The 24,568-nt window shown below is 64.4% G+C and carries 22 protein-coding genes and 2 tRNA genes; 14 read left to right on the forward strand and 10 right to left on the reverse strand.

From position 1 onward, the window contains the following. The 5 genes from AAIL67_RS17920 to AAIL67_RS17940 all read right to left on the reverse strand — a co-directional run bounded on the left by AAIL67_RS17920 (position 1) and on the right by AAIL67_RS17940 (position 3,416). Positions 1 to 540, reverse strand: coding sequence for a CbrC family protein (locus AAIL67_RS17920; RefSeq protein WP_343484500.1), 540 nt, complete (start codon positions 538 to 540; stop codon positions 1 to 3). Positions 541 to 552: 12 nt separating this feature from the next. Then, on the reverse strand, positions 553 to 1,044 hold the full coding sequence (locus AAIL67_RS17925; RefSeq protein ID WP_080747099.1) for a low molecular weight protein-tyrosine-phosphatase: 492 nt from the start codon (positions 1,042 to 1,044) through the stop codon (positions 553 to 555). After that, positions 1,041 to 1,409, reverse strand: a complete 369-nt coding sequence (locus AAIL67_RS17930; RefSeq protein WP_003065886.1) for a hypothetical protein — start codon at positions 1,407 to 1,409, stop codon at positions 1,041 to 1,043. The genes AAIL67_RS17925 and AAIL67_RS17930 overlap by 4 nt, the downstream gene beginning before the upstream one ends. 100 nt (positions 1,410 to 1,509) lie before the next feature. Then, complete coding sequence (locus AAIL67_RS17935; protein WP_343484501.1) at positions 1,510 to 2,580, reverse strand: adenosine deaminase; 1,071 nt, start codon at positions 2,578 to 2,580, stop codon at positions 1,510 to 1,512. A gap of 50 nt (positions 2,581 to 2,630) precedes the next feature. After that, positions 2,631 to 3,416 carry a sulfite exporter TauE/SafE family protein gene (locus AAIL67_RS17940; protein WP_034391635.1) on the reverse strand — a complete coding sequence of 262 codons (786 nt, stop codon included), beginning with the start codon at positions 3,414 to 3,416 and terminating at the stop codon, positions 2,631 to 2,633. Between the two features lie 45 nt (positions 3,417 to 3,461). On the opposite strand from AAIL67_RS17940, the gene AAIL67_RS17945 reads away from it, so the two are divergent. Further along, positions 3,462 to 6,032 carry an FtsX-like permease family protein gene (locus AAIL67_RS17945; protein ID WP_343484502.1) on the forward strand — a complete coding sequence of 857 codons (2,571 nt, stop codon included), beginning with the start codon at positions 3,462 to 3,464 and terminating at the stop codon, positions 6,030 to 6,032. Positions 6,033 to 6,045: 13 nt separating this feature from the next. Here AAIL67_RS17945 and AAIL67_RS17950 read toward each other — a convergent pair whose 3' ends face one another. Continuing rightward, entirely contained in the window at positions 6,046 to 6,921 is an 876-nt protein-coding gene (locus AAIL67_RS17950; protein WP_034391633.1) for a LysR family transcriptional regulator, read from the reverse strand. Between the two features lie 216 nt (positions 6,922 to 7,137). Here AAIL67_RS17950 and AAIL67_RS17955 point away from each other — a divergent pair, with 216 nt between their 5' ends. From AAIL67_RS17955 to AAIL67_RS17975, 5 genes are all read left to right on the forward strand, one after another. After that, on the forward strand, positions 7,138 to 8,622 hold the full coding sequence (locus AAIL67_RS17955) for an MFS transporter (protein ID WP_343484528.1): 1,485 nt from the start codon (positions 7,138 to 7,140) through the stop codon (positions 8,620 to 8,622). After that, positions 8,612 to 9,016, forward strand: a complete 405-nt coding sequence (locus AAIL67_RS17960) for a group II truncated hemoglobin (RefSeq protein WP_003065899.1) — start codon at positions 8,612 to 8,614, stop codon at positions 9,014 to 9,016. Before AAIL67_RS17955 ends, AAIL67_RS17960 begins: the two co-directional genes overlap by 11 nt. 94 nt (positions 9,017 to 9,110) lie before the next feature. Then, positions 9,111 to 11,201 (forward strand): bifunctional 2',3'-cyclic-nucleotide 2'-phosphodiesterase/3'-nucleotidase, encoded by a 2,091-nt coding sequence (locus tag AAIL67_RS17965; protein ID WP_343484503.1) that lies wholly within the window; start codon positions 9,111 to 9,113, stop codon positions 11,199 to 11,201. A gap of 97 nt (positions 11,202 to 11,298) precedes the next feature. Continuing rightward, positions 11,299 to 11,886, forward strand: coding sequence for a LemA family protein (locus tag AAIL67_RS17970; RefSeq protein WP_034405072.1), 588 nt, complete (start codon positions 11,299 to 11,301; stop codon positions 11,884 to 11,886). 4 nt (positions 11,887 to 11,890) lie between these two features. Further along, complete coding sequence (locus AAIL67_RS17975) at positions 11,891 to 12,919, forward strand: M48 family metalloprotease (protein ID WP_343484504.1); 1,029 nt, start codon at positions 11,891 to 11,893, stop codon at positions 12,917 to 12,919. Positions 12,920 to 12,983: 64 nt separating this feature from the next. Here AAIL67_RS17975 and AAIL67_RS17980 read toward each other — a convergent pair whose 3' ends face one another. Next, positions 12,984 to 13,640: a Smr/MutS family protein gene (locus AAIL67_RS17980; protein ID WP_034355642.1), complete on the reverse strand. Its 657-nt coding sequence runs from the start codon at positions 13,638 to 13,640 to the stop codon at positions 12,984 to 12,986. Further along, complete coding sequence (radC, locus tag AAIL67_RS17985) at positions 13,637 to 14,329, reverse strand: DNA repair protein RadC (RefSeq protein WP_343484505.1); 693 nt, start codon at positions 14,327 to 14,329, stop codon at positions 13,637 to 13,639. The genes AAIL67_RS17980 and radC overlap by 4 nt, the downstream gene beginning before the upstream one ends. Before the next feature lie 116 nt (positions 14,330 to 14,445). On the opposite strand from radC, the gene AAIL67_RS17990 reads away from it, so the two are divergent. The 5 genes from AAIL67_RS17990 to AAIL67_RS18010 all read left to right on the forward strand — a co-directional run bounded on the left by AAIL67_RS17990 (position 14,446) and on the right by AAIL67_RS18010 (position 17,769). Beyond that, positions 14,446 to 14,916 (forward strand): FKBP-type peptidyl-prolyl cis-trans isomerase, encoded by a 471-nt coding sequence (locus AAIL67_RS17990; RefSeq protein WP_224648744.1) that lies wholly within the window; start codon positions 14,446 to 14,448, stop codon positions 14,914 to 14,916. Positions 14,917 to 15,080: 164 nt separating this feature from the next. Further along, positions 15,081 to 16,070, forward strand: coding sequence for a 4-hydroxy-3-methylbut-2-enyl diphosphate reductase (gene ispH / locus AAIL67_RS17995; RefSeq protein ID WP_343484506.1), 990 nt, complete (start codon positions 15,081 to 15,083; stop codon positions 16,068 to 16,070). A 182-nt stretch (positions 16,071 to 16,252) separates the two neighbouring features. Continuing rightward, on the forward strand, positions 16,253 to 17,569 hold the full coding sequence (gene serS / locus AAIL67_RS18000) for a serine--tRNA ligase (protein WP_054075539.1): 1,317 nt from the start codon (positions 16,253 to 16,255) through the stop codon (positions 17,567 to 17,569). Positions 17,570 to 17,600: 31 nt separating this feature from the next. Further along, positions 17,601 to 17,690: transfer RNA gene (locus AAIL67_RS18005), tRNA-Ser, on the forward strand. A gap of 2 nt (positions 17,691 to 17,692) precedes the next feature. Continuing rightward, positions 17,693 to 17,769, forward strand: a tRNA-Arg gene (locus AAIL67_RS18010). Between the two features lie 124 nt (positions 17,770 to 17,893). Here the strand turns inward: AAIL67_RS18010 and AAIL67_RS18015 are convergent. Continuing rightward, complete coding sequence (locus AAIL67_RS18015) at positions 17,894 to 18,859, reverse strand: bifunctional enoyl-CoA hydratase/phosphate acetyltransferase (RefSeq protein ID WP_343484507.1); 966 nt, start codon at positions 18,857 to 18,859, stop codon at positions 17,894 to 17,896. 239 nt (positions 18,860 to 19,098) lie between these two features. After that, positions 19,099 to 20,910: a sulfoacetaldehyde acetyltransferase gene (gene xsc, locus AAIL67_RS18020; RefSeq protein ID WP_343484508.1), complete on the reverse strand. Its 1,812-nt coding sequence runs from the start codon at positions 20,908 to 20,910 to the stop codon at positions 19,099 to 19,101. A gap of 134 nt (positions 20,911 to 21,044) precedes the next feature. Here xsc and AAIL67_RS18025 point away from each other — a divergent pair, with 134 nt between their 5' ends. The 3 genes from AAIL67_RS18025 to AAIL67_RS18035 are packed head-to-tail and all read left to right on the forward strand — an operon-like array spanning position 21,045 to position 24,542. Further along, the gene (locus tag AAIL67_RS18025) at positions 21,045 to 21,869 is read left to right on the forward strand and encodes an IclR family transcriptional regulator (RefSeq protein WP_034377779.1); all 825 of its coding nucleotides are present in this window, start codon (positions 21,045 to 21,047) and stop codon (positions 21,867 to 21,869) included. After that, complete coding sequence (locus AAIL67_RS18030) at positions 21,862 to 22,845, forward strand: AAA family ATPase (RefSeq protein WP_343484509.1); 984 nt, start codon at positions 21,862 to 21,864, stop codon at positions 22,843 to 22,845. The genes AAIL67_RS18025 and AAIL67_RS18030 overlap by 8 nt, the downstream gene beginning before the upstream one ends. Then, the gene (locus AAIL67_RS18035) at positions 22,842 to 24,542 is read left to right on the forward strand and encodes a cobalt chelatase (protein ID WP_343484510.1); all 1,701 of its coding nucleotides are present in this window, start codon (positions 22,842 to 22,844) and stop codon (positions 24,540 to 24,542) included. The genes AAIL67_RS18030 and AAIL67_RS18035 overlap by 4 nt, the downstream gene beginning before the upstream one ends. The last annotated feature ends 26 nt before the right edge of the window (positions 24,543 to 24,568 follow it).

Consider the following 24,568-nt stretch of genomic DNA (forward strand, 5'->3'; position numbering starts at 1 on the left):
TCAGGTGCAATCGGTGTGCAGCCGGTGCATGCCGCACTTCACGCAGCGAAACAGGTAGCCGCCCACCGGATCACCGGTCTTGCTGATGGCCTGCAGATAGCGCCCCGGCATGTTGGCTATATCGGCTTGCAACTCGGCCTGCAGGGTCTGGATTTCGGCGTAATCGGTATAGCCAAGAAAGGCACAGGGCTGGTTGCAATGCACCAGCCACTGCTCCTGCTGCCAGCTGTGATAGCTGGGCGTGCGTTCGCAGACTTCCAGCAGCAGCACGTGATCCATGACGATGCTGTCAGGTTCGTCGGGATCGGCGCTCACGCCTTCAATGCCCAGGTAGTCGTTGAATTCGCCCTCATAGTGCTTGGCCGCGCTGCCGTCGGCAATACACCAGGGGCAGAGATAGTCCGGCTCTTCGCGGCTGTAAAACGAGCTGTTGTACTTGAGCTCACGCGCTTGGCCACAGCAGGAGCAGGTACCGCTTTCAGCCACAAACAGATCCAGTGCATAGGCATTGGGGCTGAGTCGGAATTTCGGCAAATCCATGGAGAGCTCCATTCAGGTCTGGCGATTCTGGACGATGTTTTGCAGCAGATTTCGGCAGGCATCTTCCACCAGATCGAGCACATGCTCGAAGCCGCTGTCGCCGCCATAGTAGGGATCGGGCACTTCGCGCTCGTCAAAGCGCTGGCAGTAGTCGGTCAGCCGCTTCATGCGCTGCTGCTGGGCGGGCGTGGCGATGCGGCGCGCAGCGATTTCGTTGGCACTGTCCATCACCAGCACCAGATCGAAAGCGTCGAAATCCTGCTTCGTCAGCTGCCGCGCACGCTGCCCGCTGAGGTCATAGCCTCGGCGGCGTGCATGTTGCTGGCTGCGGGCATCGGGAGCCTCGCCAACGTGATAGCCGTGTGTGCCGGCGGAGTCCACTTGCACCAGATGCTGAAGACCCGCATCCGCCACCATTTTTTCCAGCACGCCGTGGGCAGTGGGGCTGCGGCAGATGTTTCCGGTGCAGACCATGAGAACGCGAACGGGTTTGGCTGCAGTCATGGCTGATCTTTCACTGTGGCTTGTACCTCGGCCATCCTGGTTTCCAGTGTGCGGATCTGGGTCTTGAGCTGGCGCATGCTGCTTTGCATGGTCACGCCCAGCAGGCGACGCATGCCTTCGAAGAACAGCACCATGAAAAGCACCACGGGCAGGACACCCCAGCGCAGCCAGGGCGAGGCCTGGTTGAGCCATGCGACGGCGCAGACCACCACGGCCATGGCCACGGCAAGATAGTTCCATTTCCTCGAACTCTGCATCTTGCTTTCGTACTTCTGCGCGGTGGCTTCGAGCTGCTGTTCGGTGACTCTGAGTTTGGCAATGGACGCCTGAATCTCTTCAAGGCTGGAGGGCTTGTCTGACGGCATAGGGCAGATGGTCGTTAGGAGAGGAGGCGGGTGTTCTGCCTGCTTGAATTGATTTTGATAGCTGAAGGCACTTTATGGAAAGCGCTGCAGCGATATTTGATTAGAAGTGGTGTGTGCTGCTCAATGCATCGAACTCTGCGCTCCACTGCTGGCGCAGGCTGCGCTTTTCGCTCTCGTCTAGCCAGGCCGCATCGATGCCGTTGAGCATGAAGTCCTTGAGGTCGGCAATCGAAAAACCAAAGTCGCTGACCATCTTGGTCCAGGCCCCTGTGGGGTCCACATGGTGCAGCGTGGGGTCGTCGGTGTTGGGATGCACGCGAAGGCCCAGGCCGGGCATCTGGCGTATCGGGTGGTCCAGCGCCCAGCGCTCGGGTGCCAGCGTGCGCAGGTAGTAGGAATTGGTCGGCACCACGGTGAACACAATGCCCAGATCGGCGCAGCGCCGGGCCAGCTCGGGGTTGTCGATGACGGTGTAGCCGTGGTCGATGCGGTCCACCTTGAGAGTCTCTATGGCCGTTTGCAGATTGTTCCAGGGCAGGCCGAACTCGCTGGCATGGGCCGTGGTCTTGAGGCCGTTCTGGCGCGCCAGCGCATAGGCCTCGACAAACAGCTCGGGCGGGCGCTCGTTTTCACGGTAGTCGATGCCGATGCCGGGCACATCGTCATGGCGGTTGTCCAGCATCCATTGCACCATCTGCACGGCGGCCTCGGCCGGGGCTTCGCGGTCGATGGACGGCACCAGGCGGCCACGTATGCCGCAATCCTTTTGCGCGGCTGCGGCGCCGGCCAGGATGGCTTGCTGGGCGGCGGCATAGCTCATGCCCGAGCATTGCACCGTGCCCGTGGGGTTCCAGAAGAATTCGGCATAGCGCACATGGTGGGCAGCGGCATCCTGCAGATATTCATAGGTAATGCGCTCCAGATCGGCCGGCGTCTGCAGCAGCCACTCGTCGAGTGCGCGCAGCACGCGCAGCACGCCCACGGGCTTTTCGCCGCGCGTGTAGAAAGCCTCGATCTCTTCGGCAGTCAGCGGCGCCTTGGTGCGCTGCACCAGTTCGATGAAGGTGTTTTTTCTGACCGTGCCCAGCAGGTGGCAGTGCAACTCCATCTTGGGGATGGCGTGGGCAAAGGCGGTCAGTTCAGGTGTGGGGGCAGTAGGCGCGGCATTCATGCCGCAGATGGTAGTGGCTTGCGATCAGCCTTGCCGTAGGCAGTTTTACGTTAGGGTGCCAGGAACAGCCGCGGCACGGATGCCGCCAGCATGGCGATGCCCGAGCAGGTCAGCAGGCTCAGCACGATCTGGCGAAAGCGGGCATCGCTCACGCCTTTGTAGACGCGGGTGCCGAAGATCACGGGTACCAGCACGGCCGGCAGCACGATGGCGAACGAGGGCCACATGGCGGGCTTGACCAGGCCGGTGGCCAGATAGCTGGCCATGGTGACGGCCAGCACCGAGAGGTTGAAGTTCTGGATCACCGTGCGCTGCACATGGCGCTCAAAGCCGCGCAGCGTGCACCACAGCGTGGGCACGGTGCCGCTGAAGCCGCCCAGCCCGCCCATGGCGCCGCCGATGAGCCCCGCAATCGCATCGCTGCAGCGGGCCAGCAGGCCGCCGCCCAGCGTCAGCCGGGGCAGGTGGGCGCTGAGCAGCATGGTGGGGCACCACAGCACCAGCAGACAGCCCAGGCCGAACTTGAACCAGTCCATATTGAGATGCGGCATCACGGCCACGCCCATGGGAATGCCGGCCAGACCGCCGGCGATAAACGGCAGCAGCGACTTCCAGTGAAATTCGCGCCGCACGGTGAAGGCCGCAATGATCTGCCCCGTCAGCGAGCCAAACACCGAGAGCACGGCGGCCAGCTGCGGCTCCAGCACCCAGGCCCAGAACGACATGGCCACCATGCCGAAGGCAAAGCCCGACAGCCCTTGCACAAAGCCTGCCACCGCAGCCCCCAGGGCCACCACCAAGATCACTTCCACGTTCTGGCCTCCGTCTGAAGGCACCGATTATCGTCCCGCTCAAGCAGGACATTGCCATGCAGTTCTGGCATGGCGGCAGGCCGCTGCGCTATTGTGCAGACCATGCAAGCATCATCTGTCTGGATTCTGGGGCTGCGCAATCTCTGGCGCGATCTGCGCGCTGGCGAACTGCGCCTGATCATCGTGGCCGTGCTGCTGGCCGTGGCGGCACTGAGCTCGGTGGGCTTTTTTGCCGACCGCCTGCAGGCAGGCCTGCAGCGTGACGCCCGCCAGTTGCTGGGCGGCGATGTGGTGGTGGTCAGCGACAACCCCGCTCCCGTGGTTTTTGTGCAGCAGGCCAGGCAGCAGGGGCTGCAGACCGTGGCCACGGCCAGCTTTCCGACCATGGCGCGGGCCGCTCAGGAGCAGGGTGGTGCCAGCCGTCTGGTGGCGCTCAAAAGCGTGGAGCCCGGCTATCCTTTGCGCGGCGTGCTGCATCTGAACCAGGGGACGGGCCAGCCGGATCTGGAAGTGCGGGCGATTCCCGAAAGCGGCCATGCCTGGGTCGATGCGCCGCTGCTGGAGGCGCTGGGCCTGAAGCTCGGCGACAGACTGCTGCTGGGCGATGCGAGCTTTCATATCTCGCACATCATCGCCATCGAGCCCGATCGTGGCGCGGGTTTTATGAGCTTTGCCCCGCGCGTGATGATCAATAGCGCCGACCTGCCCGCCACGCGCCTGGTACAGCCGGCCAGCCGCATCACCTATCGACTGGCCGTGGCTGCGCAGGCAGACGCCGGGCGCGGCGCAGAACGGGCTGCGCAGGACTATCTGGGCTGGGCGCAGGAGCTGGCCAAGAGCCTGCATGGCGTGCGTGTGGAATCGCTGGAAAGCGGCCGCCCCGAGATGCGCCAGACCCTGGACAGGGCCGAGAAGTTCCTGAGTCTGGTGGCGCTGCTCTCGGCGCTGCTCTCGGCCGTGGCCGTGGCACTGGCGGCGCGTGCTTTTGCCAACAGCCATCTCGATGCGTCGGCCATGCTGCGCGTGCTCGGCCAGAGTCAGCGCCGTATTGCCCTGGCCTATGTCGTGGAATTCGTGAGCATTGCCCTGGCCGCCAGCGCGGCCGGCGTGCTGCTGGGCTGGGCCGTGCACCATGTGTTTGTCTGGCTGCTGGCCGGACTGGTCGAGTCCGCCCTGCCTGGCGCGAGCCTGTGGCCCGCATTGTTCGGCATGGGCATGGGGCTGACCCTGTTGCTGGCGTTTGGCCTGCCGCCCGTGCTGCAGCTGGCCCAGGTGCCACCGCTGCGCGTGATGCGGCGCGATCTGGGGGCGCTCAAACCCGCCTCATGGCTGGTGCTGGGCGTGGGCGTGACGGGGTTTGCGGCCTTGCTGATGGTGGCCAGCCGCGACATCAAGCTGGGCCTGATTGCCGTGGGCGGCTTTGCCGTGGCCGTGTTGCTGTTCGCGGGCCTGGCCTGGCTGGCCGTCAAGCTGCTGCGCCAGGTGGTCAATGAGGCCACGGCGCCGCGATGGCTGGTAATGGCCACGCGCCAGGTCTCGGCCAAGCCCGTGTATGCCGTGGTGCAGGTCAGCTCGCTGGCCGTGGGGCTGCTGGCCCTGGTGCTGCTGGTACTGCTGCGCACCGATCTGATTGCCAGCTGGCGCAAGGCCACCCCTGCCAATGCGCCCGACCGCTTTGTGATCAATGTCCAGCCCGATCAGGCGCAGGACTTTCAGGCCGCGCTGAAAAAGGCTGGCGTGCACAGCTATGACTGGTATCCCATGATTCGCGGCCGGCTGATTGCCGTCAACGGCAAGGCCGTCAGCCCCGATGATTATGAGGAGGATCGCGCCAAGCGCCTGGTGGACCGGGAGTTCAATATCTCCACTGCCGAAACCATGCCGGATCACAACCAGATCGTGGGCGGCCGCTGGCAGGCGGGCGAGCAGGGCGCGATCAGCATGGAAGAAGGCATTGCCAAGACCCTGGGCCTGAAGCTGGGCGACACGCTACGCTTCGATATCGGCGGCGAGGAAAGCGAAGCCCGCATCACCAGCCTGCGCAAGGTGGACTGGAGTTCCATGCGCGCCAATTTCTTTGTGATCTACCCCGTGCAGCATCTGGAGAACGTGGCCGTGACCTATCTGGCGGCCTATCGTGCGCCGGACATCAAGGGCTTTGACAATGCGCTGGTCAATGAATTTCCCAACATCACCAATGTCGACCTGAGCAGCACGCTGGCCCAGGTGCAGCAGGTGATGGACCAGGTCATACGCGCCGTGGAGTTTCTGTTCGGCTTCACGCTGGTGGCGGGGCTGGTGGTGCTGTTTGCTTCCGTCACCGGCACACGTGAGGAAAGAGCGCGCGAATACGCCATCATGCGCGCCGTGGGCGCCAGGTCGGGCCTGCTGCAGCAGGTGCAGAGCGCCGAGCTGGCCGGAGTGGGCCTGATGGCCGGCTTTCTGGCCAGCTGCGTGGCCCTTGCCGTGGGCTGGGCGCTGGCGCGCTGGGTGTTTGATTTCGAGTGGAATGTGCTCTGGTGGGTGCCCCTGGTGGGCGCGCTGGCGGGCGCATTGCTGGCCTGGCTGGCTGGCTGGTGGGCCTTGCGCGAGGTGGTCAGCCGCCCCGTGATGATCACGCTGCGCCAGGCGGCGGAATAAGAATGTTCTAAGGCTAGCCCTTGAACAACCGCTCGCTCGCAAAGTCCACAAAGGCCCTGACCTTGGGCGAGAGCTGGCGGCTGGAGGGCCAGAGTGCCGAGAACTGCCCGCTATGCGTGAGCTGCTCGGCCAGCACCTGCTGGAGCTCGCCACGCGCCAGTGCGTCGCGGGCCAGGAAGTCGGGCATATAGGCCAGGCCCAGGCCTGAGACGGCCGCGCCCAGCATGGCTTCCATATTGTTGCAGACCAGGGCGATGGGCATGGCCGGCAGTCCGGGCAGCATCCACTCTTCGAGCTTGCCGCTGTTCAGAAAGCGATAGCGCAGGCTGCTGTGTCCGGCAAGGTCGGCCGGCGTCAGCGGCAGGCCGCGCTCGGACAGATAGGCCGGCGAGGCTGCCAGAATGAAGCGAAACGGCCCGAGTCGGCGGGCCACCAGCCGCGAGTCGGCCAGCTCGCCGCTGCGGATGACCACATCGAGGCCGGCTTCGACGACATCGACCAGATGGTCGTTGAAGTCCAGATCCAGCTCCACCTCGGGATAGCGGGCCTGAAATTCGGGCAGCACGGGCAGCAGAAAACGGTAGCCGATGGTGGGCAGGCTCACGCGCAGCCGGCCGCGTGGCGCCTCGGCAGCGGCCTGCATGGCGGCGCGTGCATCGTGCAGCTCGTCGAGGATGCGCCGGCAGCGCTCGTGGAACAGGCTGCCTTCCTGAGTGAGGCGAACCTGGCGCGTGGTGCGATGGAACAGGCGCAGGCCTAGCTGCTGCTCCAGGCGCGCCACGTTCTTGCCCACGGCCGAGGCCGAGATGCCGAGTGCGCGACCGGCCTCGGCAAAGCTCAGAAGATCGGCGGCACGTACAAAGGACTCAAGTCCGCTGAAGCTGTCCATGGTAATTGGCAACCTTTGGTTGGGATTGTGGGGAGTTCTAACGCTATTTTCGTTTCATTGGAGAGCTTTTATCTTTCATGTCTGATTGATTCACGACGCCAGCCCTCCATGTCTTGCCCCACTTCCCCATCCCGCCCGCACGCGGACCTTTCTTTTTGCACCCGCCGCGCATCGCCTGTCTGGGTGCTGCTGTCGGTCTGCCTGGCCGCGCTGGCCATGCCGCTGAGCTTTACCGGGCCGGCCGTGGCGCTGCCGGCGCTGCGTGAGGCTCTGGGCGGTGGCCCTCTGGCGCTGAACTGGGTCACCAATGCCTTCATGCTGAGTTTCGGCTCCACTCTGATGGCGGCAGGAGCACTGGCCGACATCTACGGGCGGCGGCGTGTGTTTCTTGCGGGGCTGGCAGCCGTGGTTGGCAGCGTGCTGCTGCAGGTCTGCCTGCAGGGCAAGGGGGCCATCATCGGCTTCGATCTGCTGCGGGCGCTGCAGGGACTGGGGGCGGCTGCTGCATTGGCGGCAGGCACGGCAGGCCTGGCCCAGGCCTACGATGGTGCCAGGCGTACCCGGGCTTTCAGTTTCGTGGGTACCTCCTTTGGTGTCGGGCTGGCCTTCGGGCCATTGCTGTCGGGCTGGTTGCTGCAAAGCTGGGGCTGGCGCAGCGTGGTGCTCAGCGCAGCCGCCGCGGCATTCGCTGCGCTGCTGCTGGGTCTGCACCATATGCCGGAGTCGCGCAATCCGCAGGCACAGCGGCTGGACCTGCCGGGCGCGCTGTCGTTCACGCTGGCGCTGGCCCTGCTGACCTGGGGCATGCTGCAAGTCCCGGAAACGGGCTGGTCGCATGGCCGCACATGGCTGCCGCTGGCGGCCGCCCTGCTGGCGGCAGCGGCCTTTGTACAGATCGAGCGACGCAGCCCCCATCCCATGCTGGATCTGTCGCTGTTCCGCTATCCGCGCTTTGTCGGTGTGCAACTGCTGGCCGCTGCGCCCGCGTATGGATTTGTCGTGCTGCTGGTGCTGCTGCCTCTGCGTTTTATCGGAGTGGAAGGTCTGGCACCGCTCGCGGCCGGGCAGCGCATGTTCGTGCTGTCGCTGCCCATGCTGTTCGTACCGCTGCTGGCGGGCTGGCTCTCGCGCTGGCTGTCGGCGGCCCTGTTGTGCGGCGCGGGGCTGCTGGTCTGCGCCGCGGGCCTGCTGTGGCTGGGGCGCTGTGCGCCAGACTCGGACCTGACGCAGATGGCCGCGCCGCTGCTGCTGATCGGTCTGGGCATAGGACTGCCCTGGGGACTGATGGACGGGCTGGCCGTGACGGTGGTGCCGCGCGAGCGTGCCGGCATGGCCACGGGCATCTTCAGCACCGTGCGTGTGGCAGGCGAAGGCATTGCCCTGGCAGTGGTCGGGGCAGCGCTGGCCGCGCTGCTGGCGCGGGAACTGGCTGCTCTCTCGCCCTCCATGACGCAGGGCTCGGCCGTGGCCCAGATGCTGGTCACCGGCAATATGCAGGGAGTGCAGGCGCTGATGCAGGATGCGTCGGCCGCAGAGCTGCTCAAGGCCTATGGCCTGGCTTTTTCCACCTTGCTCGATGTGCTGGCAGGCGTGACGGTGCTGACGGCCGTTGGGGTTTTCGCATTCCTGCGCTCGGGTATGGACATGCCGCATGTCCGACAATCGGGACTGACTCGCAAAGCCGCTACACATGCAGATTGAAGAAAAGCCCCCGTTTGATACCCCCTACGAATGGATAGGCGGGGAAGAGAAAGTCCAGCAACTGGTGACCCGCTTCTATGACCTCATGGATCTGGAGCCCGGCTACAAGGAGCTGCGCGCCGCCCATGGCAGCACGCTGGCCGATGCGCGCCAGAAGCTGTTCTGGTTTCTCTGCGGCTGGCTGGGCGGCCCCGACTATTACCAGGATCGTTTCGGTCATCCGCGTCTGCGCATGCGCCATATGCCGTTTTCCATTGGGATCCAGGAGCGCGACCAGTGGGTGGCTTGCATGGATCAGGCCATGGGCGAGACCGAGGTGCCCGAGGCCTTGCGCACGCGCCTCAAGGCCAGCTTCATGAACACGGCGGACTGGATGCGCAATCGCGGCGCCTGAGTTCCTGAGCCCAGTTTCAAAGCGTCAAATTTCCTTCACGATGCTGTAAGAAGCCCTGCCGACACTGCCTGTTTTTCAACAAGCAGGGTCAACCATGCAGGATTTCGATTTGCCTGGCGCAAAGCTGCGCTCGGGCGGTTTCTTCTCGGCATTGCAGCAACGCCGCCATGTGCTGACGGCCGTGGGCTGTGCCGCATTGCTGGCCGCCTGCGGCGGCAGCGACGACAGCAGCACAACGCCTGTGACCGCGCAGCCTGCCACGGCGACGCTGGCCGTTCTGGAGACCACGGACCTGCACTTCAATGTGCGCAGCTATGACTATTTCAAGCTGGCCGAGGACAAGACCTATGGCTTCGAGCGCACGGCCACGCTGATCCGTGCGGCTCGCAAGGAATTTGCCAACACGCTGCTGGTGGACAACGGCGACACCATCCAGGGCACGGCCCTGGCCGACTACGAGGCCGAGGTAAAGCCCATACCCTGCACGCAGCAGCTGTCCATGTACAAGGCCATGGGCGCGTTGAGCTTTGACGCGGGCACGCTGGGCAATCACGAATTCAACTACGGCCTGCCCTTTCTCAACCAGGTGCTGGGCGGCGGTCTGGATGTGGATGGCGTGGATGCCAGCCAGAAATGTGCGGGCAACGGCTATCCAGCCGTACTGGCCAATGTCTATAGCAGCAAGACCAGGAAGCCGCTGGTTCAGCCCTATGCCGTGCTGGAGCGCACCATGGTGGCCAAGGGCAGCGATGGCAAGGAAGTCAAGCTGCCCATCAAGATCGGCGTGATCGGCTTCACCACGCCGGGCATCATGAACTGGGACAAGCGCTATCTCGAAGGCAAGGTCTACACCGAGGGCGCGGTGGAGGCAGCCGGCAAATACGTGCCAGAGCTGCGCGCCAAGGGTGCCGATGTGGTGGTGGCGCTGCTGCATGGCGGTCTGGACGGCTCGGCCTATTCGGCCACCATGGAGAACCCCGGCCTGTATCTGTCCAAGGTGGCGGGCATCGACGCCATGGTCATGGGCCATCAGCACAGCGTGTTCCCCGACCTGTCGGCCAAGCCGGCCTACAGCCAGAGCGGTGTGGACAACCAGGCTGGCACCATCAACGGCGTGCCTGCGGTCATGGCCAGCTCCTGGGGCAAGGCTCTGGGCGTGATCCAGTTGCCGCTGCAATGGGACGGCAAGAAGTGGAGCGTGGCCAAGACCGGCAGCAAGAGCGAGCTGCGCAACATCCAGAACAAGGATGCCGCGGGTGCCACGGTGTTTGTGGATGCCGACCCGGCCGTCGCGCCGCTGATCGAGGCACAGCATCAGGCAGCCATCAGCTACGTGAAGACGCCCATAGGCAGCACGGACTTCCGCATGAGCACGCTGTTTGCCGATGTGGGCGACCCCGGTGCCATCCAGATCGTCAACCAGGCCCAGCAGGCCTATGTGGCCAGCTATATCAGGGCCAATCTGCCCCAGTACGCGAGCCTGCCAGTGCTGTCGGTGAGCGCGCCGTTCAAATCCGGCTTCCAGGGCGGCAAGGACTTCACCGATGTGGCTGCCGGCTCGCTCGCCATCTACAACGCGGCCGACCTGTATCTCTACCCCAACACCGTGTATGCAGTGAAGGTCAACGGCGCCGACATCAAGAGCTGGCTGGAAGCTGCAGCCAAGCGCTTCAACCAGATCGATGTGAACAAGACGGCAGAGCAGCCCTTGATCAGCAGCTTCCCGGGCTACAACTTCGATATGTTCACTACCGCCGATGTGCAGTATGAGATCGATGTGACCCAGCCGCTGGGCAGCCGCATCAAGAACCTGAGCTATCTGGGCAAGCCCATGGATACGGCGCAGGAGTTCGTGATCGCCACCAACAACTACCGGGCCACCAGCGGTGCCAGCTTTATCCCCAAGCTCGACGGCTCGTCGGCCATCTGGGCATCGCCCGATGCGAACCGTGATGTGGTGATCGAGTATGTGCGCAAGAATCCGCAGATCACCAGAGCGGCCAATGGCGCAGCCAAGAGCTGGCGCTTTGCCAAGGTGACGACGACCGGCCCGGTGGTGTTCAGCTCCGGCACCAATGCCTTGAGCGTGGCCCAGGCGGCAGGCCTGACGGGAGTGTCTGTGCTGGCGGCCGATGACGGCTCGGGCAAGGGCATGAGCAAATACCAGCTCGATCTGTCCAAGTAGGCAGCGTTGCCGCAATGACTGCCGCCGTGGCTCCAAAGGCCACGGCGGCTTTTTTCTGGGACTGGCTATGATGCGAGAAAATTTTCAGGGAGAGGGTATGACGGCATATATCGCGCTGGCAGTGGTTGTGGTGATCGTGATCTGGGCAATTGCCCTCTACAACCGCTTGCGCACGCACAAGAACCAGGTGGAGAACGCGTTTGCGCAGATCGACGTGCAACTCAAGCGCCGTCATGACCTGATTCCCAATCTTGTGGAGGTTGCACGCGGCTATATGCAGCACGAAGCCCAGACGCTGGAGGCCGTGATTCGCGCACGAGGCGAGGCCGTCAGCGCTGCCGACAAGGCCCGTCAGTCGCCGGGCAAGACGCAGGCCATGGGGGCTCTGATGGCTGCGGAGCAGGTGCTGGGCGGTCAGGTGGGCCGTCTGATGGCGTTGGCCGAGGCCTATCCCACGCTCAAGGCCGATGCCCGCATGAAGCAGCTCAGCGAAGAGATCACCAGTACCGAGAACCGCATCGGTTTTGCGCGTCAGTCCTATAACGACGAGGTGCTGGAATTCAACAACCAGGCCGGACAGTTCCCGGATCTGATCGTGGCGCGGCTGGTGGGTTTTGTGCATATGGACATGCTGGCTTCGACCCAGAGCGAGCAGGAGCGCGCCGTTCCTCAGGTCAGGTTCTGAGCGCATGCGTTTCTGGGAGCGACAGCGCCAGGCCAGGCGCAGCACGCGCTGGTTGCTGCTGGTGTTCGGCCTGTGCGTGCTGGCCGTGGTGGCATCGGTGCACCTGGGCCTGATGCTGGCCTGGTGGCTGGGCACTCTGGCATTCGGCGGCTGGAACTATCCCACAGGCTTTGCGGCTGTGAATATCGGCGTGACCTTGCTGCTGGTGCTGGGCGGCTGCTGGATAGAGCTGGACCAGCTGCGCCATGGCGGGCGCAAGCTGGCTCAGCGCGTGGGCGCGCGCGAGGCCAGGCCCGGCAGCTCGCTGGCCGAGCAGCAACTGTGCAATATCGTCGATGAAATGTGCATTGCGGCGCACTGGCCTGCGCCCCAGGTCGCAGTGCTGGCGCGGACCGAGGCCATCAATGCCTTTGCGGCGGGCTGGGATGCGCAGGACGCCGTCATCGCCGTGACCCAGGGGGCGCTGGACCAACTCAGCCGTGAGGAAATGCAGGGCCTGGTGGCGCATGAGCTGTCCCATCTGCGCGAGGGCGACACGCGGCTGAACATGCAGCTGGCCGGCATGGTCTACGGGCTGGAGCTGATTCACAACTTCGGCCAGAGCCTGCGCGAGCGCGACAGCATTCTTACGCAATGGTTCGGCTTCTTCATCCAGGCGGCGGGCTTTGTCGGCTGGCTGGGCGGCCAGTTGCTCAAGGCCGCAGTGTCTCGTCAGCGCGAATACCTGGCAGATGCCCGCGCCGTGCAGTGGACACGCAGCAAGGATGGGCTGGGCGGCGTGCTGCGCAAGGTGCTCACGCAGCGTGAACTGGCCGAGCAGCAGTACGGCAGCTGGCAGCAGGACACGCGCAGCCACCAGGGGCTGGACAAGCGCATCGTGCAGCACATGCTGCTGGCCGAGACACCCCATGCCAGCCGCCTCGAAGACTGGCTGGAATCCCACCCCACGGTGCCCGAGCGCATACGCCGCATTTACGGTCGTGATATGCGGCCGCTGCCCTTGCCGCTCAATACCGTGCCGCAGGGAAGATAAGCCTTTTGGGCTCAAGCCCAATGGAGATAGGCACGAGCAGCTGTCAGGTCGGACGCGATGGGGCTCAGAACAGCTTGCGCTTGCCCGGCTGCAGCAGCACCACCAGCGCGCCCGCGCCACCTTCGGCAGGGCGGGCCTGGACAAAGGCCAGTACCTCTTTTTTCTGCACCAGCCAGCGCTGCACCTTGCCCTTGAGCACGGGGGTGCGGCCCGGCGAGCCCAGGCCCTTGCCGTGCACGATGCGCACGCAGCGCACGCCCGTGCGGTGCGACAGCCGGATGAACTGGCCAAGCGCTTCGCGGGCTTCGTCCGAGCGCAGGCCGTGCAGGTCCAGCTGGCGCTGAATGCTCCAGTGGCCGCCACGCAGCTTGCGAGTCACGTCGAGACCGATGCCGGGGCGGCGAAAGCTCAGCTGATCGTCCACGTCCAGCAGGGTGCTGACATCGAACTCGTCGCTCATGGCTTCGCGCAGCACATTCTGTTCGTCCAGCACCATCTGCAGCGGCAGCGGGGAGGGCGCTGGCTCGAGAAAGCTGACTTCGTTGCGCGAGCGCAGTGGCGTGACCTTGCCGACGCTGAGCGCAAACAGATTGCGTTCACGCTCACGCGCTGCACGCGCTTCGGCCTGCGCAAGGGCCAGGGCTTCGGCCTGTTCGCGCATCTGCTTGAGATGGCGGGAGATGCCGGCCAGATCCTGCAGCGAGCGGTGTGCGTGGCTCATAGCAGACCCTCCTCGGCCATGGAGCAGGCGGCGCCCGGCCCGACGATGATGTGGTCGAGCACGCGTACATCGATCAAAGCCAGAGCGGCCTTGAGAGTGGCGGTCAGCGCGCTATCGGCACTGCTGGGCTGCACGTTGCCGCTGGGGTGGTTGTGCGCGAGGATCACCGCGCCGGCCTGATGGTGCAGGGCGCGCAGCACGACTTCACGAGGGTAGACGGAGGTTTGCGTCAAGGTACCGCGAAACATTTCTTCAAGAGCCAGCAAGCGGTTCTGGCTGTCCAGAAACAGCACGGCAAACACCTCGTGCGGCCTGGCCGCCAGATGCAGCTGCAGATAGTGCTTGACGGCCTCGGGGGAGGAAAAGACTTCCCGCTCGCGCAGCTGCTGCGCCGTGGCACGGCGGGCCAGCTCCAGCACGGCCATCAGCTCGGCGCGCTTGGCAGGGCCCAGGCCTTTGACGGCTGTCAACGCCTTGTAGTCGGCGGCCAGCAGCCCGGCCAGACCGCCTGCTCCCAGGCCATCACCGGGCAGCTCCAGCAGCTCCTGCGCCATCTGCAGCACTGTCTTGCCGGCTATGCCGGTGCGCAAAATGACGGCCAGCAGCTCGGCATCCGAGAGCGCAGCCGCACCCCGCTGCGCGAGCTTTTCGCGCGGCTGGGCATCCAGGGGCAGGTCTTTGATGGGCATGGGCGTCAGTGCTCGCTTGCACAAGGCGGGGGAAGGGGCGGGTCGGCCATCTCAACGCAGCCGCGAAGAGGTTATAGGCTCGCTCTTACAATGCAGCCCAGTTTATCGGGACTTTCATGACCACAAGCGCAACCCCTTCGGATCTGCCCGTCGTGCAGGCAGGCTCTTTTCTCACGCTGCATTACCGCCTGGCGGGCCCTGCGGGCGATGTGATCAATACCTTCAACGAAAAGCCGGCGACGCTGTCGCTGGGTGCGGGCGAGCTGTCGCCGGCCATGGAAGACAAGCTGATCGGCCTGCCCGAGGGCACGCACACGACTTTCGAGCTGCCCGCAGGCGAGGCTTTTGGCGAGCGCAACCCCGACATGATGCAGTGGGTGGCCCGCAAGCTCATGAACGAGCTCGGCGACCCGCATGAGCAATACACCGCAGGCGATGTGGTGCAGTTCCCCACGCCCGATGGCAGCGGCAGCTACGCCGGCGCCGTGGTGCAGGTGCGCGAGGACGGTGCCGTGCTGTTCGACTTCAACCACCCGCTGGCCGGCCAGCCCGTGACGTTTGAAGTGAAGCTGATCGGGGTACTTTGAAATGACACACCCCCTGAGCTGCTGCGCAGCTTCCCCCTTCAAGGGGGACGACGGCCTTTGCTGCGGGGCGGCCCTTGCTGCGGTCGGCCCGTGCCGCCGTCCCGCGCTTCAAGCGCGCCAGTGTCATGCCGTGCGAGTGGTGCGTAGCGCCAGGGGGTATTGAAATGGTGGGTGCCAAGGAAGTCCTGCTGGCCGAGCCGCGCGGCTTTTGCGCCGGGGTGGATCGCGCCATCGAGATCGTGGAGCGGGCGCTGGCCAAGTTCGGTGCGCCCATCTACGTGCGCCACGAGATCGTGCACAACACCTTTGTGGTCAACGACCTCAAGGCCAAGGGCGCCATCTTCATCGAGGAGCTGGACGAAGTGCCGCCCGGCGCCACGCTGATCTTTTCGGCCCACGGCGTCTCCAAGGCCGTGCAGCAGGAGGCCGAGCGCCGTGGCTTTGCCATCTTCGATGCGACCTGCCCGCTGGTCACCAAGGTGCATGTGGAAGTCGCCAAGCTGGCCAAGGAAGGCTACGAATTCCTCATGATCGGCCACAAGGGCCATCCCGAGGTCGAAGGCACCATGGGCCAGCTCTCCGAAGGCATTCATCTGGTCGAGGACGAGGCCGATGTGGCCAAGGTGGCGCCGCGCCAGACCGAAAAGCTGGCCGTGGTGACGCAGACCACGCTGTCGGTCGATGATGCTGCGGGCATCAAGGCCGCCATCAAGGCACGCTTTCCGCTGGTGCGCGAGCCCAAGCAGCAGGACATCTGCTATGCCACGCAGAACCGCCAGGACGCCGTGAAGGTGCTGGCACCCCAGGTGGATCTGGTCATCGTCGTCGGCAGCCCGACCAGCTCCAACAGCAATCGCCTGCGCGAGCTGGCCGATCGCTTGGGCACGCCCGCCTATATGGTGGACAACGCGCTCGAACTCAAGCAGGAGTGGTTTGCCGATGCGGCCCGCGTGGGGCTGACGGCCGGTGCCTCGGCGCCCGAAGTGCTGGTCGACGAGGTCATCGCACGCATCCGGCAACTGGGCGCAGTCGCCGTGCGCAAGATGGACGGTATCGAGGAAACCATCAAGTTCCCGCTGCCCAAGGGTCTGAAGATCGACGCGGCCACGGGCCTGGAGATCGAAGTGCGCAAGGCGCCCGAGACCGGACATTGAGTCATGGCAAGCTGACTGCTTGCAACTTCATAGCGCTTTGCGCATGGTATTTGGTAATTTCAGATGATTTTATGCTGAAATTCTATGAATAGCCTGCGCAAGGCGCTTTGCTTTTGATAGCTGACTGCTGCCTTCCCCCGTGTATCGGCCGGGTGCGGCCAGTCGCTCTAAAATCCCCACCTATGCTCGACATTCAACTTCTCCGCAAAGACCTGGATTCAGTCGTCGCCCGACTGCAAACCCGCAAGAACCCCCAAGCCTTCCTCAACGTGGAAGCCTTCAAGGCGCTGGAATCCGAACGCAAGTCCATCCAGACGCGCACGGAGGAGCTGCAGTCCAAGCGCAACCAGCTGTCCAAGCAGATCGGCATGTTGATGGGTAAGGGCGAAAAGGACGCCGCCGAAGCCGCCAAGGCCGAAGTGGCCGCCATGAAGACCGAGCTGGAACAATCGGCCACGCGCCTGGACCAGATCCAGACCGAGCTGCAGGCCATGCTGGCGGCCGTGCCCAATCTGCCTCATGAGTCCGTGCCCGTGGGCGCCGACGAAGAAGGCAATGTGGAAGTGCGCCGCTTCGGCACGCCGAGGAATTTCGACTTCGAGATCAAGGATCACGTCGATCTGGGCGCGCCCATCGGCCTGGACTTCGAAGCCGGCGTCAAGCTCTCCGGTGCCCGCTTTACCGTGATGCAGGGCCAGATCGCGCGCCTGCACCGTGCGCTGGCCCAGTTCATGCTGGATCTGCAGACCGAGCAGCATGGCTACACCGAATGCTATGTGCCTTACATCGTCAACAGCGATTCGCTCAAGGGTACGGGCCAGCTGCCCAAGTTCGAAGGCGACCTGTTTGCGGCCCAGAAGGGTGGCCAGGATGCCGAGCCCCTGCCCGATACCGCGGCTCTGTACCTGATTCCCACGGCCGAAGTGCCGCTGACGAATCTGGTGCGCGACGAGGTGCTGGCCGAAGACCGCCTGCCCATCAAGCTGACCGCACACAGCCCCTGCTTCCGTTCCGAAGCCGGCTCGGGCGGCCGCGACACGCGCGGTCTGATCCGTCAGCACCAGTTCGACAAGGTCGAGATGGTGCAGATCGTGCATCCCGAAAAAAGCTATGAAGCGCTGGAAGAGATGACCGGCCATGCCGAAGCCGTGCTGCAGAAGCTGGGCCTGCCATACCGCGTGATGAGCCTGTGCACGGGCGACATGGGCTTTGGCGCTGCCAAGACCTACGACCTGGAAGTCTGGGTGCCGGCACAGGGCACCTACCGCGAAATCAGCTCGGTCTCCAACTGCGAAGCCTTCCAGGCGCGCCGCATGCAGGCCCGCTTCAAGAATGCGCAGGGCAAGAACGAACTGGTGCACACGCTCAACGGTTCCGGCCTGGCCGTGGGCCGTACGCTGGTCGCCGTGCTGGAGAACTATCAGAACGCCGACGGCTCGATCACCGTGCCCGAAGCACTGGTTTCGTACATGGGTGGCAAAACTTTGCTGAAGGCCTGATTTTTTAGGCTACAATAGACGCTTCGACACAGGAGAGGTGGCAGAGTGGTCGAATGTACCTGACTCGAAATCAGGCGTACGTGCAAACGTACCGTGGGTTCGAATCCCACCCTCTCCGCCAATGCGGCTGTAGCTCAGCTGGATAGAGTACTTGGCTACGAACCAAGGGGTCGTGGGTTCGATTCCTGCCAGCCGCACCAAACGTTAAGCCTCAGAGTAGAAATACTCTGAGGCTTTTTCGTTTCTGGCGTCTGCGGGAGATAGGCGTTTGGCAGAAAGGCCCGGCCACCGCAGTGTCCGGTCGGGCCTTGATCAGGTCTTGCTCTATGCCTGCATCCCTGCGCTGGCCAGCACGGCCAGGGCGCAGGAGGCGATGCGGCTGGCCACCGAGTCGGAGCGGCTGGTCAGCACGATGGGTACGCGCATGCCCAGCACCAGGCCGGCGCATTCGGCGTTGGCCATGTAGACCAGCTGCTTGTAGATCATGTTTCCAGCTTCGAGGTTGGGTGCCAGCAGTACATCGGGACGGCCTGCGACATCGGAGACGATGCCCTTGTTGTGCGCCGAGTGCAGGGAGATGGCGTTGTCGTAGGCCAGCGGTCCGTCAAAGATGCCGCCCGTGATCTGGCCGCGGTCGGCCATCTTGCACAGGGCTGCCGCATCGATGGTGCCGGGAATGGCCGGGTTGACGGTTTCCACCGCCGACAGCAGGGCCACGCGCGGCTGGACTATGCCGATGGCCTGCGCCAGATCGACCGCGTTCTGGGCGATGTCGCGCTTTTCCATCAGGCTGGGGAAGATGTTGACCACGCAGTCGGTCATCAGCAGCGGGCGGTCATAGCCGGGGATGTCCATGATGAATACATGGCTGGCCCGGCGGCTGCCGCGCAGACCGGCTTCGCGCGCCACGGCCGCGCCCAGCAGATCGTCGCTGTGCAGGCTGCCCTTCATCAGTGCCCGGGCCTGGCCATCGCGGCACAGGGCTGCGGCCTGGGCCGCAGCGATGCGGGGATCATCCGCCGTGGAGTGGATCTCGGCGGCCGACAGATCCAGAGCGGCAGAGCGAGCCGCAGCCTCGATGCGCTGGCGCGGGCCTATCAGCAGAGGCTTGATCAGGCCGGCTTCCGCCGCTTGCATGGCTGCCTGCAAAGAGCTGGCATCGCAGGGGTAGGCCACGGCCACGGGAATCGGGCCGTGGGCCCGGGCCTGGTCGATCAATTGCTGGAGATGGGGACGAGGCGTGGCGGGCGCATCGTCGGCGGCCACGGCAAGGGAGAGTGGGGGAGTCATGAAAAGCTCCTGCGGGGAAGTGCAAGGCCCGGCGCGAGCAACGCAGGGGGTCTGGGAGTCGGTTTTCGAGGGCCTTGCGCTTTACCCAGGCGCATGAACTCGGCGCGGCCCGACCAAGGGACACCGAGGAAGGGCCTATGCCGGCCGCGCCGCCCCGCACCGAGGGTGTCGTCCCCCTCCCCCGCGCAGCGGGTAGAGAGGGGGAAGGCGCGCAGCGCCTCAGAGGGTGTCAGACGGCGTCAGACAAAGTCCTTGTACTTGTCCAGCATGCGCACGGGCTTGGACAAGGCGTCGCGGCGGAAGGGGTCGCCGAGCTCGCGGGTGCACATGATCTCGATCACGCAGGTCTTGCCTTCCTTCATCTGCATGTCGATAGCCTTTTGCAGTGCCGGGCCCACGTCCTCGATATGGTCCACCACGATGCCTTCGGCACCCATGGCCTTGGCGATGTCGGAGAAGCTTTCGCTTTCCAGCTCGCCGGCCACGAAGCGGCGGTTGTAGAAATCCACCTGGTTTTTCTTTTCCGCGCCCCACTGACGGTTGTGGAACACCACGGCGGTCACGGGGATGTCGTGGCGCACGGCGGTCATGATTTCCATCATGCTCATGCCCCAGGCGCCGTCACCTGCATAGGCAATGGCCGGACGATCGGGTGCTGCGCACTTGGCGCCGATGATGGTGGGCAGGGCATAGCCGCAGTTGCCGAAGCTCATGGGAGCGAAGAAGCTGCGCGGCTCGTCGAAGCGCAGATAGCTGTTGGCCACCGAATTGATATTGCCGATGTCGGTGGACACCATGACGCGCGCCGGCATGGCTTTTTCGAGTTCTCGCAGCACCTGGCGGGGATGCAGATAGCTGCCGCCGGTCGGCGTGCGTTCGCCCTTGGCCTCTTCGATCATGTCCAGGCTGTAGGGGTCGCGCTCGTGGGTCCAGCCGTCGAGCTCCTTCTCCCAGGCGGCTTTTTCCGTGGCGATGGTGTCGGCGCGTGCTGCCTTGGTGGCGTCACAGCCCAGCGTCACATCGGCCAGGCGCCTGCTCAGCTCGGCCGCCACGGCCTTGGCATCGCCGTTGATGCCCACGGCGATCTTCTTGACCAGGCCCAGATTGGTGTGATCGGCCTCGATCTGGATGATCTTGGCGGTCTTGGGCCAGTAGTCCATGCCATGCTGGGGCAGGGTGCCGAAGGGACCCATGCGCGAGCCCAGCGCAATCACCACGTCGGCCTGGGCGATCAGCTTCATGGCGGCCTTGGAGCCCTGGTAGCCCAGAGGGCCGGCCCACAGCGGGTGCTTGGCAGGGAAGGCGTCGTTGCGCAGATAGCCTGTGGCCACGGGTGCGCCCAGGCGCTCGGCCAGTTGCTTCGCTTCGTCCACGGCATCGCCCATGACCACGCCACCGCCGGCCAGGATCACCGGGAACTTGGCGGTCTTGAGCAGCTCCACGGCGGCCTGCAGGCTGGCTTCGCCGCCATGGCCGCGGTCCACGCGCATGGGCTTGGGGATCTCGCACTCGATCTCGCCGTAGAAGTAGTCACGTGGAATATTGAGCTGGGTCGGGCCCATCTCGGACATGGCGCGGTCGAAGACGCGGCCCGTGAACTCGGCCATGCGCTTGGGGTTGCAGACATGGCCCTGGTATTTGGTGAACTCCTGGAACATGGGCAGCTGATTGGCTTCCTGGAAGCCGCCCAGGCCCATGCCCATGGTGCCGGTCTCGGGGGTCACGATCACCACAGGGCTGTGCGCCCAGTAGGCTGCGGCAATCCCGGTCACGCAGTTGCTGATGCCAGGGCCGTTCTGGCCGATCACCACGCCGTGGCGACCCGAGACGCGGGCATAGCCGTCGGCCATATGGGCCGCACCTTGCTCATGCACCACCGGGATCAGGCGAATGCCTGCGGGGGCGAAGATGTCCATGGCATCCATGAAGGCGGAACCCATGATGCCGAACATCTCGCTGACGCCATTGGCGACGCAGGTTTCCACGAATGCTTCCGAAGGGGTCATCTTGTGAACGCCTTCAACCACTTTACGATTGTCCGTTGCAGCCATCTTTGTCTCCTTGAAAATTTGAAACCTATGGTTCCGAAAAAAGAAATAACGATGTCAGTCTATGGCATTTTTTGGTTTTCGTGCAAATAAATTTCTTTTTATGGAATAAATTGACTCGAAAAATGGAAATTAATATGATCGACAACGATATGAAGCACAGCGAAGACATCCCCTCGGCTCGCCTGGACGGAGACACGCCCAATCTGCGTTTGTTCGCGCTGCTGGAAGCCGTGGCGCAGAAGAGCCAGCCCTTCACCTTGCAAACCATGGTGGAAGAGACAGGCTTGCCCAAGCCGACCATGCACCGCATGCTTGCGCAGCTGGAAAGCGCCGGAATCCTGCAAAGAGATGGCAACGGCCGCCACTACGGCACGGGCCAGCGGCTGATGCGGCTGGCGGAGAACGTGTTGCTCAACAACACCACGCATGGCGCGCGGCATGCGGTGCTGACCCAGCTGGTGCGCGAGCTCGGCGAGAGCTGCAACATCACGGCTTTCTCGGGCAGCGAGGTTCTGTATCTGGACCGCGTGGAGACGCCGGCTCCGCTGCGCTTTTATCTGCATCCGGGCTCGCGCGTGCCCGCGCACTGTTCGGCCACGGGCAAGCTGTTCCTGAGTCAGATGTCGCCCGCCCAGCGCCGCCGGCTGCTGGCTAATGTGCCGCTGGAAGCGTTCACCGGTAACACGCTGACGACCTTCGAGGCGCTGGAGCAGGAGCTCGATCAAGTGCGCGCCCAGGGCTATGCCTTCGACAACGAGGAGTTCCTGCCCGGGCTGCTGTGCCTTGGCGTGCTGGTGCCCGCACCCCATGGCAACTCCAATATGGGGCTTGCGGTGCAGGCGCCCATCATGCGTTTTTCCAAGGAGAAGGCCTTGTCCTTTCTTCCCAAGCTGCAGGCGGCCGTCGCGGCGATCGCCCGCATTAACGATGACGTTCCACCGGAAGCCGATGATGACTGACTTGAGCCTGCTGCAGCCCACCCGTACCGTCAGCGTGCGCGATGTATTTGGCATCGACACGGACATGAGCGTGCCGGCTTTTGCCGAGCCGGGCGAACATGTTCCCGCGATTGACAAGGCCTACCGCCTGAACCCGCAGGTGACGCAGGCCATTCTGGCTGGCTTCTCGCACAACCGGCGCGTCGTCATTCAGGGCCTGCACGGCACGGGAAAATCCACGCATATAGAGCAGGTGGCCGCCAGGTTGAACTGGCCCTGCGTGCGAGTGAATCTGGACGGTCATATCAGCCGCCTGGATCTGGTGGGCAAGGACAGCATCGTGCTGCAGGAAGGCAAGCAGGTGACCCAGTTCCAGGAAGGCATTCTGCCCTGGGCGCTGCAGCGGCCCGTGGCCATGGTGTTTGACGAGTACGACGCCGGACGCCCCGATGTGATGTTCGTCATTCAGCGGGTTCTGGAGCGTGAGGGCAGCTTTACGCTGCTCGATCAAAAGCGGGTGATCCAGCCGCATCCCTGTTTTCGGCTGTTTGCCACCATGAACACCCTGGGGCAGGGCAATCTCAACGGGCTCTATCACGGCACGCAGCAGCTCAACCATGCCCAGCTCGATCGCTGGAATCTGGTCACCAGCCTGAACTATCTGCCCCCGGCCGAGGAAGCAGCCATCGTGCTGGCGCGCGTGCCGGAGCTGGCCACAGCCGACGGGCGCCGCAAGGTGGACGCCATGGTGGCGCTGGCCGGGCTGACCCGCAAGGGCTTTGCCGTGGGGGATCTGTCCTTGCTGATGTCTCCACGTACGGTGATCACCTGGGCTGAAAACATTTCCATCTTCCATGACCTGAAGCTGGCCTTCGAGCTGTCTTTTCTCAACAAATGCGAGCCTGCCGAGCGTGACATCGTGCGCGAGTATTTCCAGCGCTGCTTTGCCCAGGAGCTGGCGCAGCCCGCAGAACCAGCACTGGCGTTGCTGGCATGAGCACCGAGACCTCCGACCCTGCCTCGCTGTCTCGCATGGAGGCCTGGGGCGGCGCCATGCTGCGTGCGGTCACCGGCGACGCCAACCTGCAGTGGAGTGGCCAGACGCTGTATCGCGGCACCACGCCCATACCCCAGGCGGCGGCCCACCATAGCCAGGTGCCGGTGCAGCCGACGGATCAGCGCGGCCTGCTCGACAGCATGGGGCTGCGTCTGCAGTGGAGCGACCAGGTCCTGTTTCAGGCGCATCTGCCTCAGGACCCGGTGGAGCGCATGGTGTTCGAGCTGCTGGAGCAGTTGCGCGTGGAGAGCCTGGTGCCCGAGGCCTGGCCCGGAGCGCGCGAGAACATGCGCCAGCGCTTTGTGAACTGGTGCCAGGCCTTCGTTGATTCCGGCCTCACGGAAAGCAGTCTGGGCATCTTGCTGTTTGCGGTGGCCGTCACGGCCTGGAGCCGGCTGACCGGGCATGAGATACCGGAGCGCATGGCCGATCTGGTGGAGTCCACGCGGATGTCCATGGCTTCCCCTCTGGGCCGGCACTGGGATCGGCTGCGGCGCTTCAGAGACCGCCAGCAGCAGTTTGTCGAGCCTGCCCTGGCCGTCAGCCGCTGGGTCGGCATGGCGGTGCGTGCGGCGCAGGAGGATGCGCCGCGCGGTGCTGGCGGCCCCAGGCGGCGCAGCAGTTTTGCCCTGCCTCTGCACTTTGAGTCCCAGAGTCAGGACGGCATGCCCGTGGCGCAAAGCGGCGACAGCCGGGCCTGGGCCGGAACCGCGCAAAGCTACCGGGTCTTCACGCGCGAGTTCGATAGGGAAGTGCAGGCCGCTGAGCTGATCCGTGCGCTGCAGCTGGCCCAGTTCCGGGAGCAGATGGACGAGGAGCTCGCGCGCTCAGGGTTGCTGCAGGCCGGGCGGCTGGCGCGCTATCTGCAACAGCGCCTGGCCAGCACGCAGCGCAATGGCTGGAGCTTCGGGCTGGAGGAAGGCCATCTGGACGGCAGCCGTCTGTCCCAGCTGGTGACGGACCCGCAGCAGCGCGCGATTTTCAAGGACGAGATGCAGCGTCCCGTCAACGAGACCGCAGTCACCATTCTCATGGACTGCTCGGGTTCCATGAAAACCTTTGCCAAGCCCCTGTCACTGTTGCTCGACGTGCTGGGGCGGGCGCTGGAGATGGCTGGTGCGGGCGTGGAGATACTGGGTTTTTCCACCCAGGCCTGGAATGGCGGCAGAACGCGCCGCCGCTGGCAGCGCGCGGGCCAGCCCCAGTTTCCGGGGCGTCTCAACGAGCGCCTGCACATTGTCTTCAAGGACGGGGCCAAGCCCTGGCGCCACGCCCGGCATGGCATTGCGGCGCTGCGCAAGCCCGACATCTTTCGTGAAGGCATCGACGGCGAGGCCGTGGAATGGGCGTGCCAGAGGCTGCGCGCAAAGACCGCGCAGCGTCGCATCCTGCTCGTGGTCTCCGATGGCTGTCCCATGGACACGGCGACCCATCAGGCCAATGACGAGCATTATCTGGATCAGCATCTGCGGCAGGTTCTTGCCGCCCAGGAGCGCTTGGGCGGCGTGAAGGTCTGCGCCCTGGGAGTCGGGCTGGACCTGGGGGTTTTCTACCGCCAAAGGCTTGCCGTCGATCTGCAGCACGATATCGACGAGGCCTTGCTGTTTTCGGTGGCCGAGATGCTGTGCCGGCGATAACCGGGACGGAGCGTGCGAGAGGTATC

It is taken from the genome of Comamonas sp. A7-5 (assembly GCF_039581385.1).
GTDB lineage: Bacteria > Pseudomonadota > Gammaproteobacteria > Burkholderiales > Burkholderiaceae_C > Comamonas > Comamonas thiooxydans.

Bases quoted from the DNA above. Each gene is read 5' to 3' on its own strand.
- radC (WP_343484505.1), bottom strand. From the start codon at position 14,329: ATGCCCATCAAAGACCTGCCCCTGGATGCCCAGCCGCGCGAAAAGCTC.
- AAIL67_RS17980 (WP_034355642.1), bottom strand. From the start codon at position 13,640: ATGAGCCACGCACACCGCTCGCTGCAGGATCTGGCCGGCATCTCCCGC.
- ispH (WP_343484506.1), top strand. From the start codon at position 15,081: ATGGTGGGTGCCAAGGAAGTCCTGCTGGCCGAGCCGCGCGGCTTTTGC.
- AAIL67_RS17970 (WP_034405072.1), top strand. From the start codon at position 11,299: ATGACGGCATATATCGCGCTGGCAGTGGTTGTGGTGATCGTGATCTGG.
- AAIL67_RS17960 (WP_003065899.1), top strand. From the start codon at position 8,612: ATGCAGATTGAAGAAAAGCCCCCGTTTGATACCCCCTACGAATGGATA.
- AAIL67_RS17935 (WP_343484501.1), bottom strand. From the start codon at position 2,580: ATGAATGCCGCGCCTACTGCCCCCACACCTGAACTGACCGCCTTTGCC.
- AAIL67_RS18015 (WP_343484507.1), bottom strand. From the start codon at position 18,859: ATGACTCCCCCACTCTCCCTTGCCGTGGCCGCCGACGATGCGCCCGCC.
- AAIL67_RS17975 (WP_343484504.1), top strand. From the start codon at position 11,891: ATGCGTTTCTGGGAGCGACAGCGCCAGGCCAGGCGCAGCACGCGCTGG.
- AAIL67_RS17925 (WP_080747099.1), bottom strand. From the start codon at position 1,044: ATGACTGCAGCCAAACCCGTTCGCGTTCTCATGGTCTGCACCGGAAAC.
- AAIL67_RS17990 (WP_224648744.1), top strand. From the start codon at position 14,446: ATGACCACAAGCGCAACCCCTTCGGATCTGCCCGTCGTGCAGGCAGGC.
- AAIL67_RS18030 (WP_343484509.1), top strand. From the start codon at position 21,862: ATGACTGACTTGAGCCTGCTGCAGCCCACCCGTACCGTCAGCGTGCGC.
- AAIL67_RS17965 (WP_343484503.1), top strand. From the start codon at position 9,111: ATGCAGGATTTCGATTTGCCTGGCGCAAAGCTGCGCTCGGGCGGTTTC.
- serS (WP_054075539.1), top strand. From the start codon at position 16,253: ATGCTCGACATTCAACTTCTCCGCAAAGACCTGGATTCAGTCGTCGCC.
- AAIL67_RS17955 (WP_343484528.1), top strand. From the start codon at position 7,138: ATGCCGCTGAGCTTTACCGGGCCGGCCGTGGCGCTGCCGGCGCTGCGT.
- AAIL67_RS17945 (WP_343484502.1), top strand. From the start codon at position 3,462: ATGGCGGCAGGCCGCTGCGCTATTGTGCAGACCATGCAAGCATCATCT.
- AAIL67_RS17920 (WP_343484500.1), bottom strand. From the start codon at position 540: ATGGATTTGCCGAAATTCCGACTCAGCCCCAATGCCTATGCACTGGAT.
- AAIL67_RS17930 (WP_003065886.1), bottom strand. From the start codon at position 1,409: ATGCCGTCAGACAAGCCCTCCAGCCTTGAAGAGATTCAGGCGTCCATT.
- AAIL67_RS18025 (WP_034377779.1), top strand. From the start codon at position 21,045: ATGATCGACAACGATATGAAGCACAGCGAAGACATCCCCTCGGCTCGC.
- AAIL67_RS17950 (WP_034391633.1), bottom strand. From the start codon at position 6,921: ATGGACAGCTTCAGCGGACTTGAGTCCTTTGTACGTGCCGCCGATCTT.
- AAIL67_RS18035 (WP_343484510.1), top strand. From the start codon at position 22,842: ATGAGCACCGAGACCTCCGACCCTGCCTCGCTGTCTCGCATGGAGGCC.
- xsc (WP_343484508.1), bottom strand. From the start codon at position 20,910: ATGGCTGCAACGGACAATCGTAAAGTGGTTGAAGGCGTTCACAAGATG.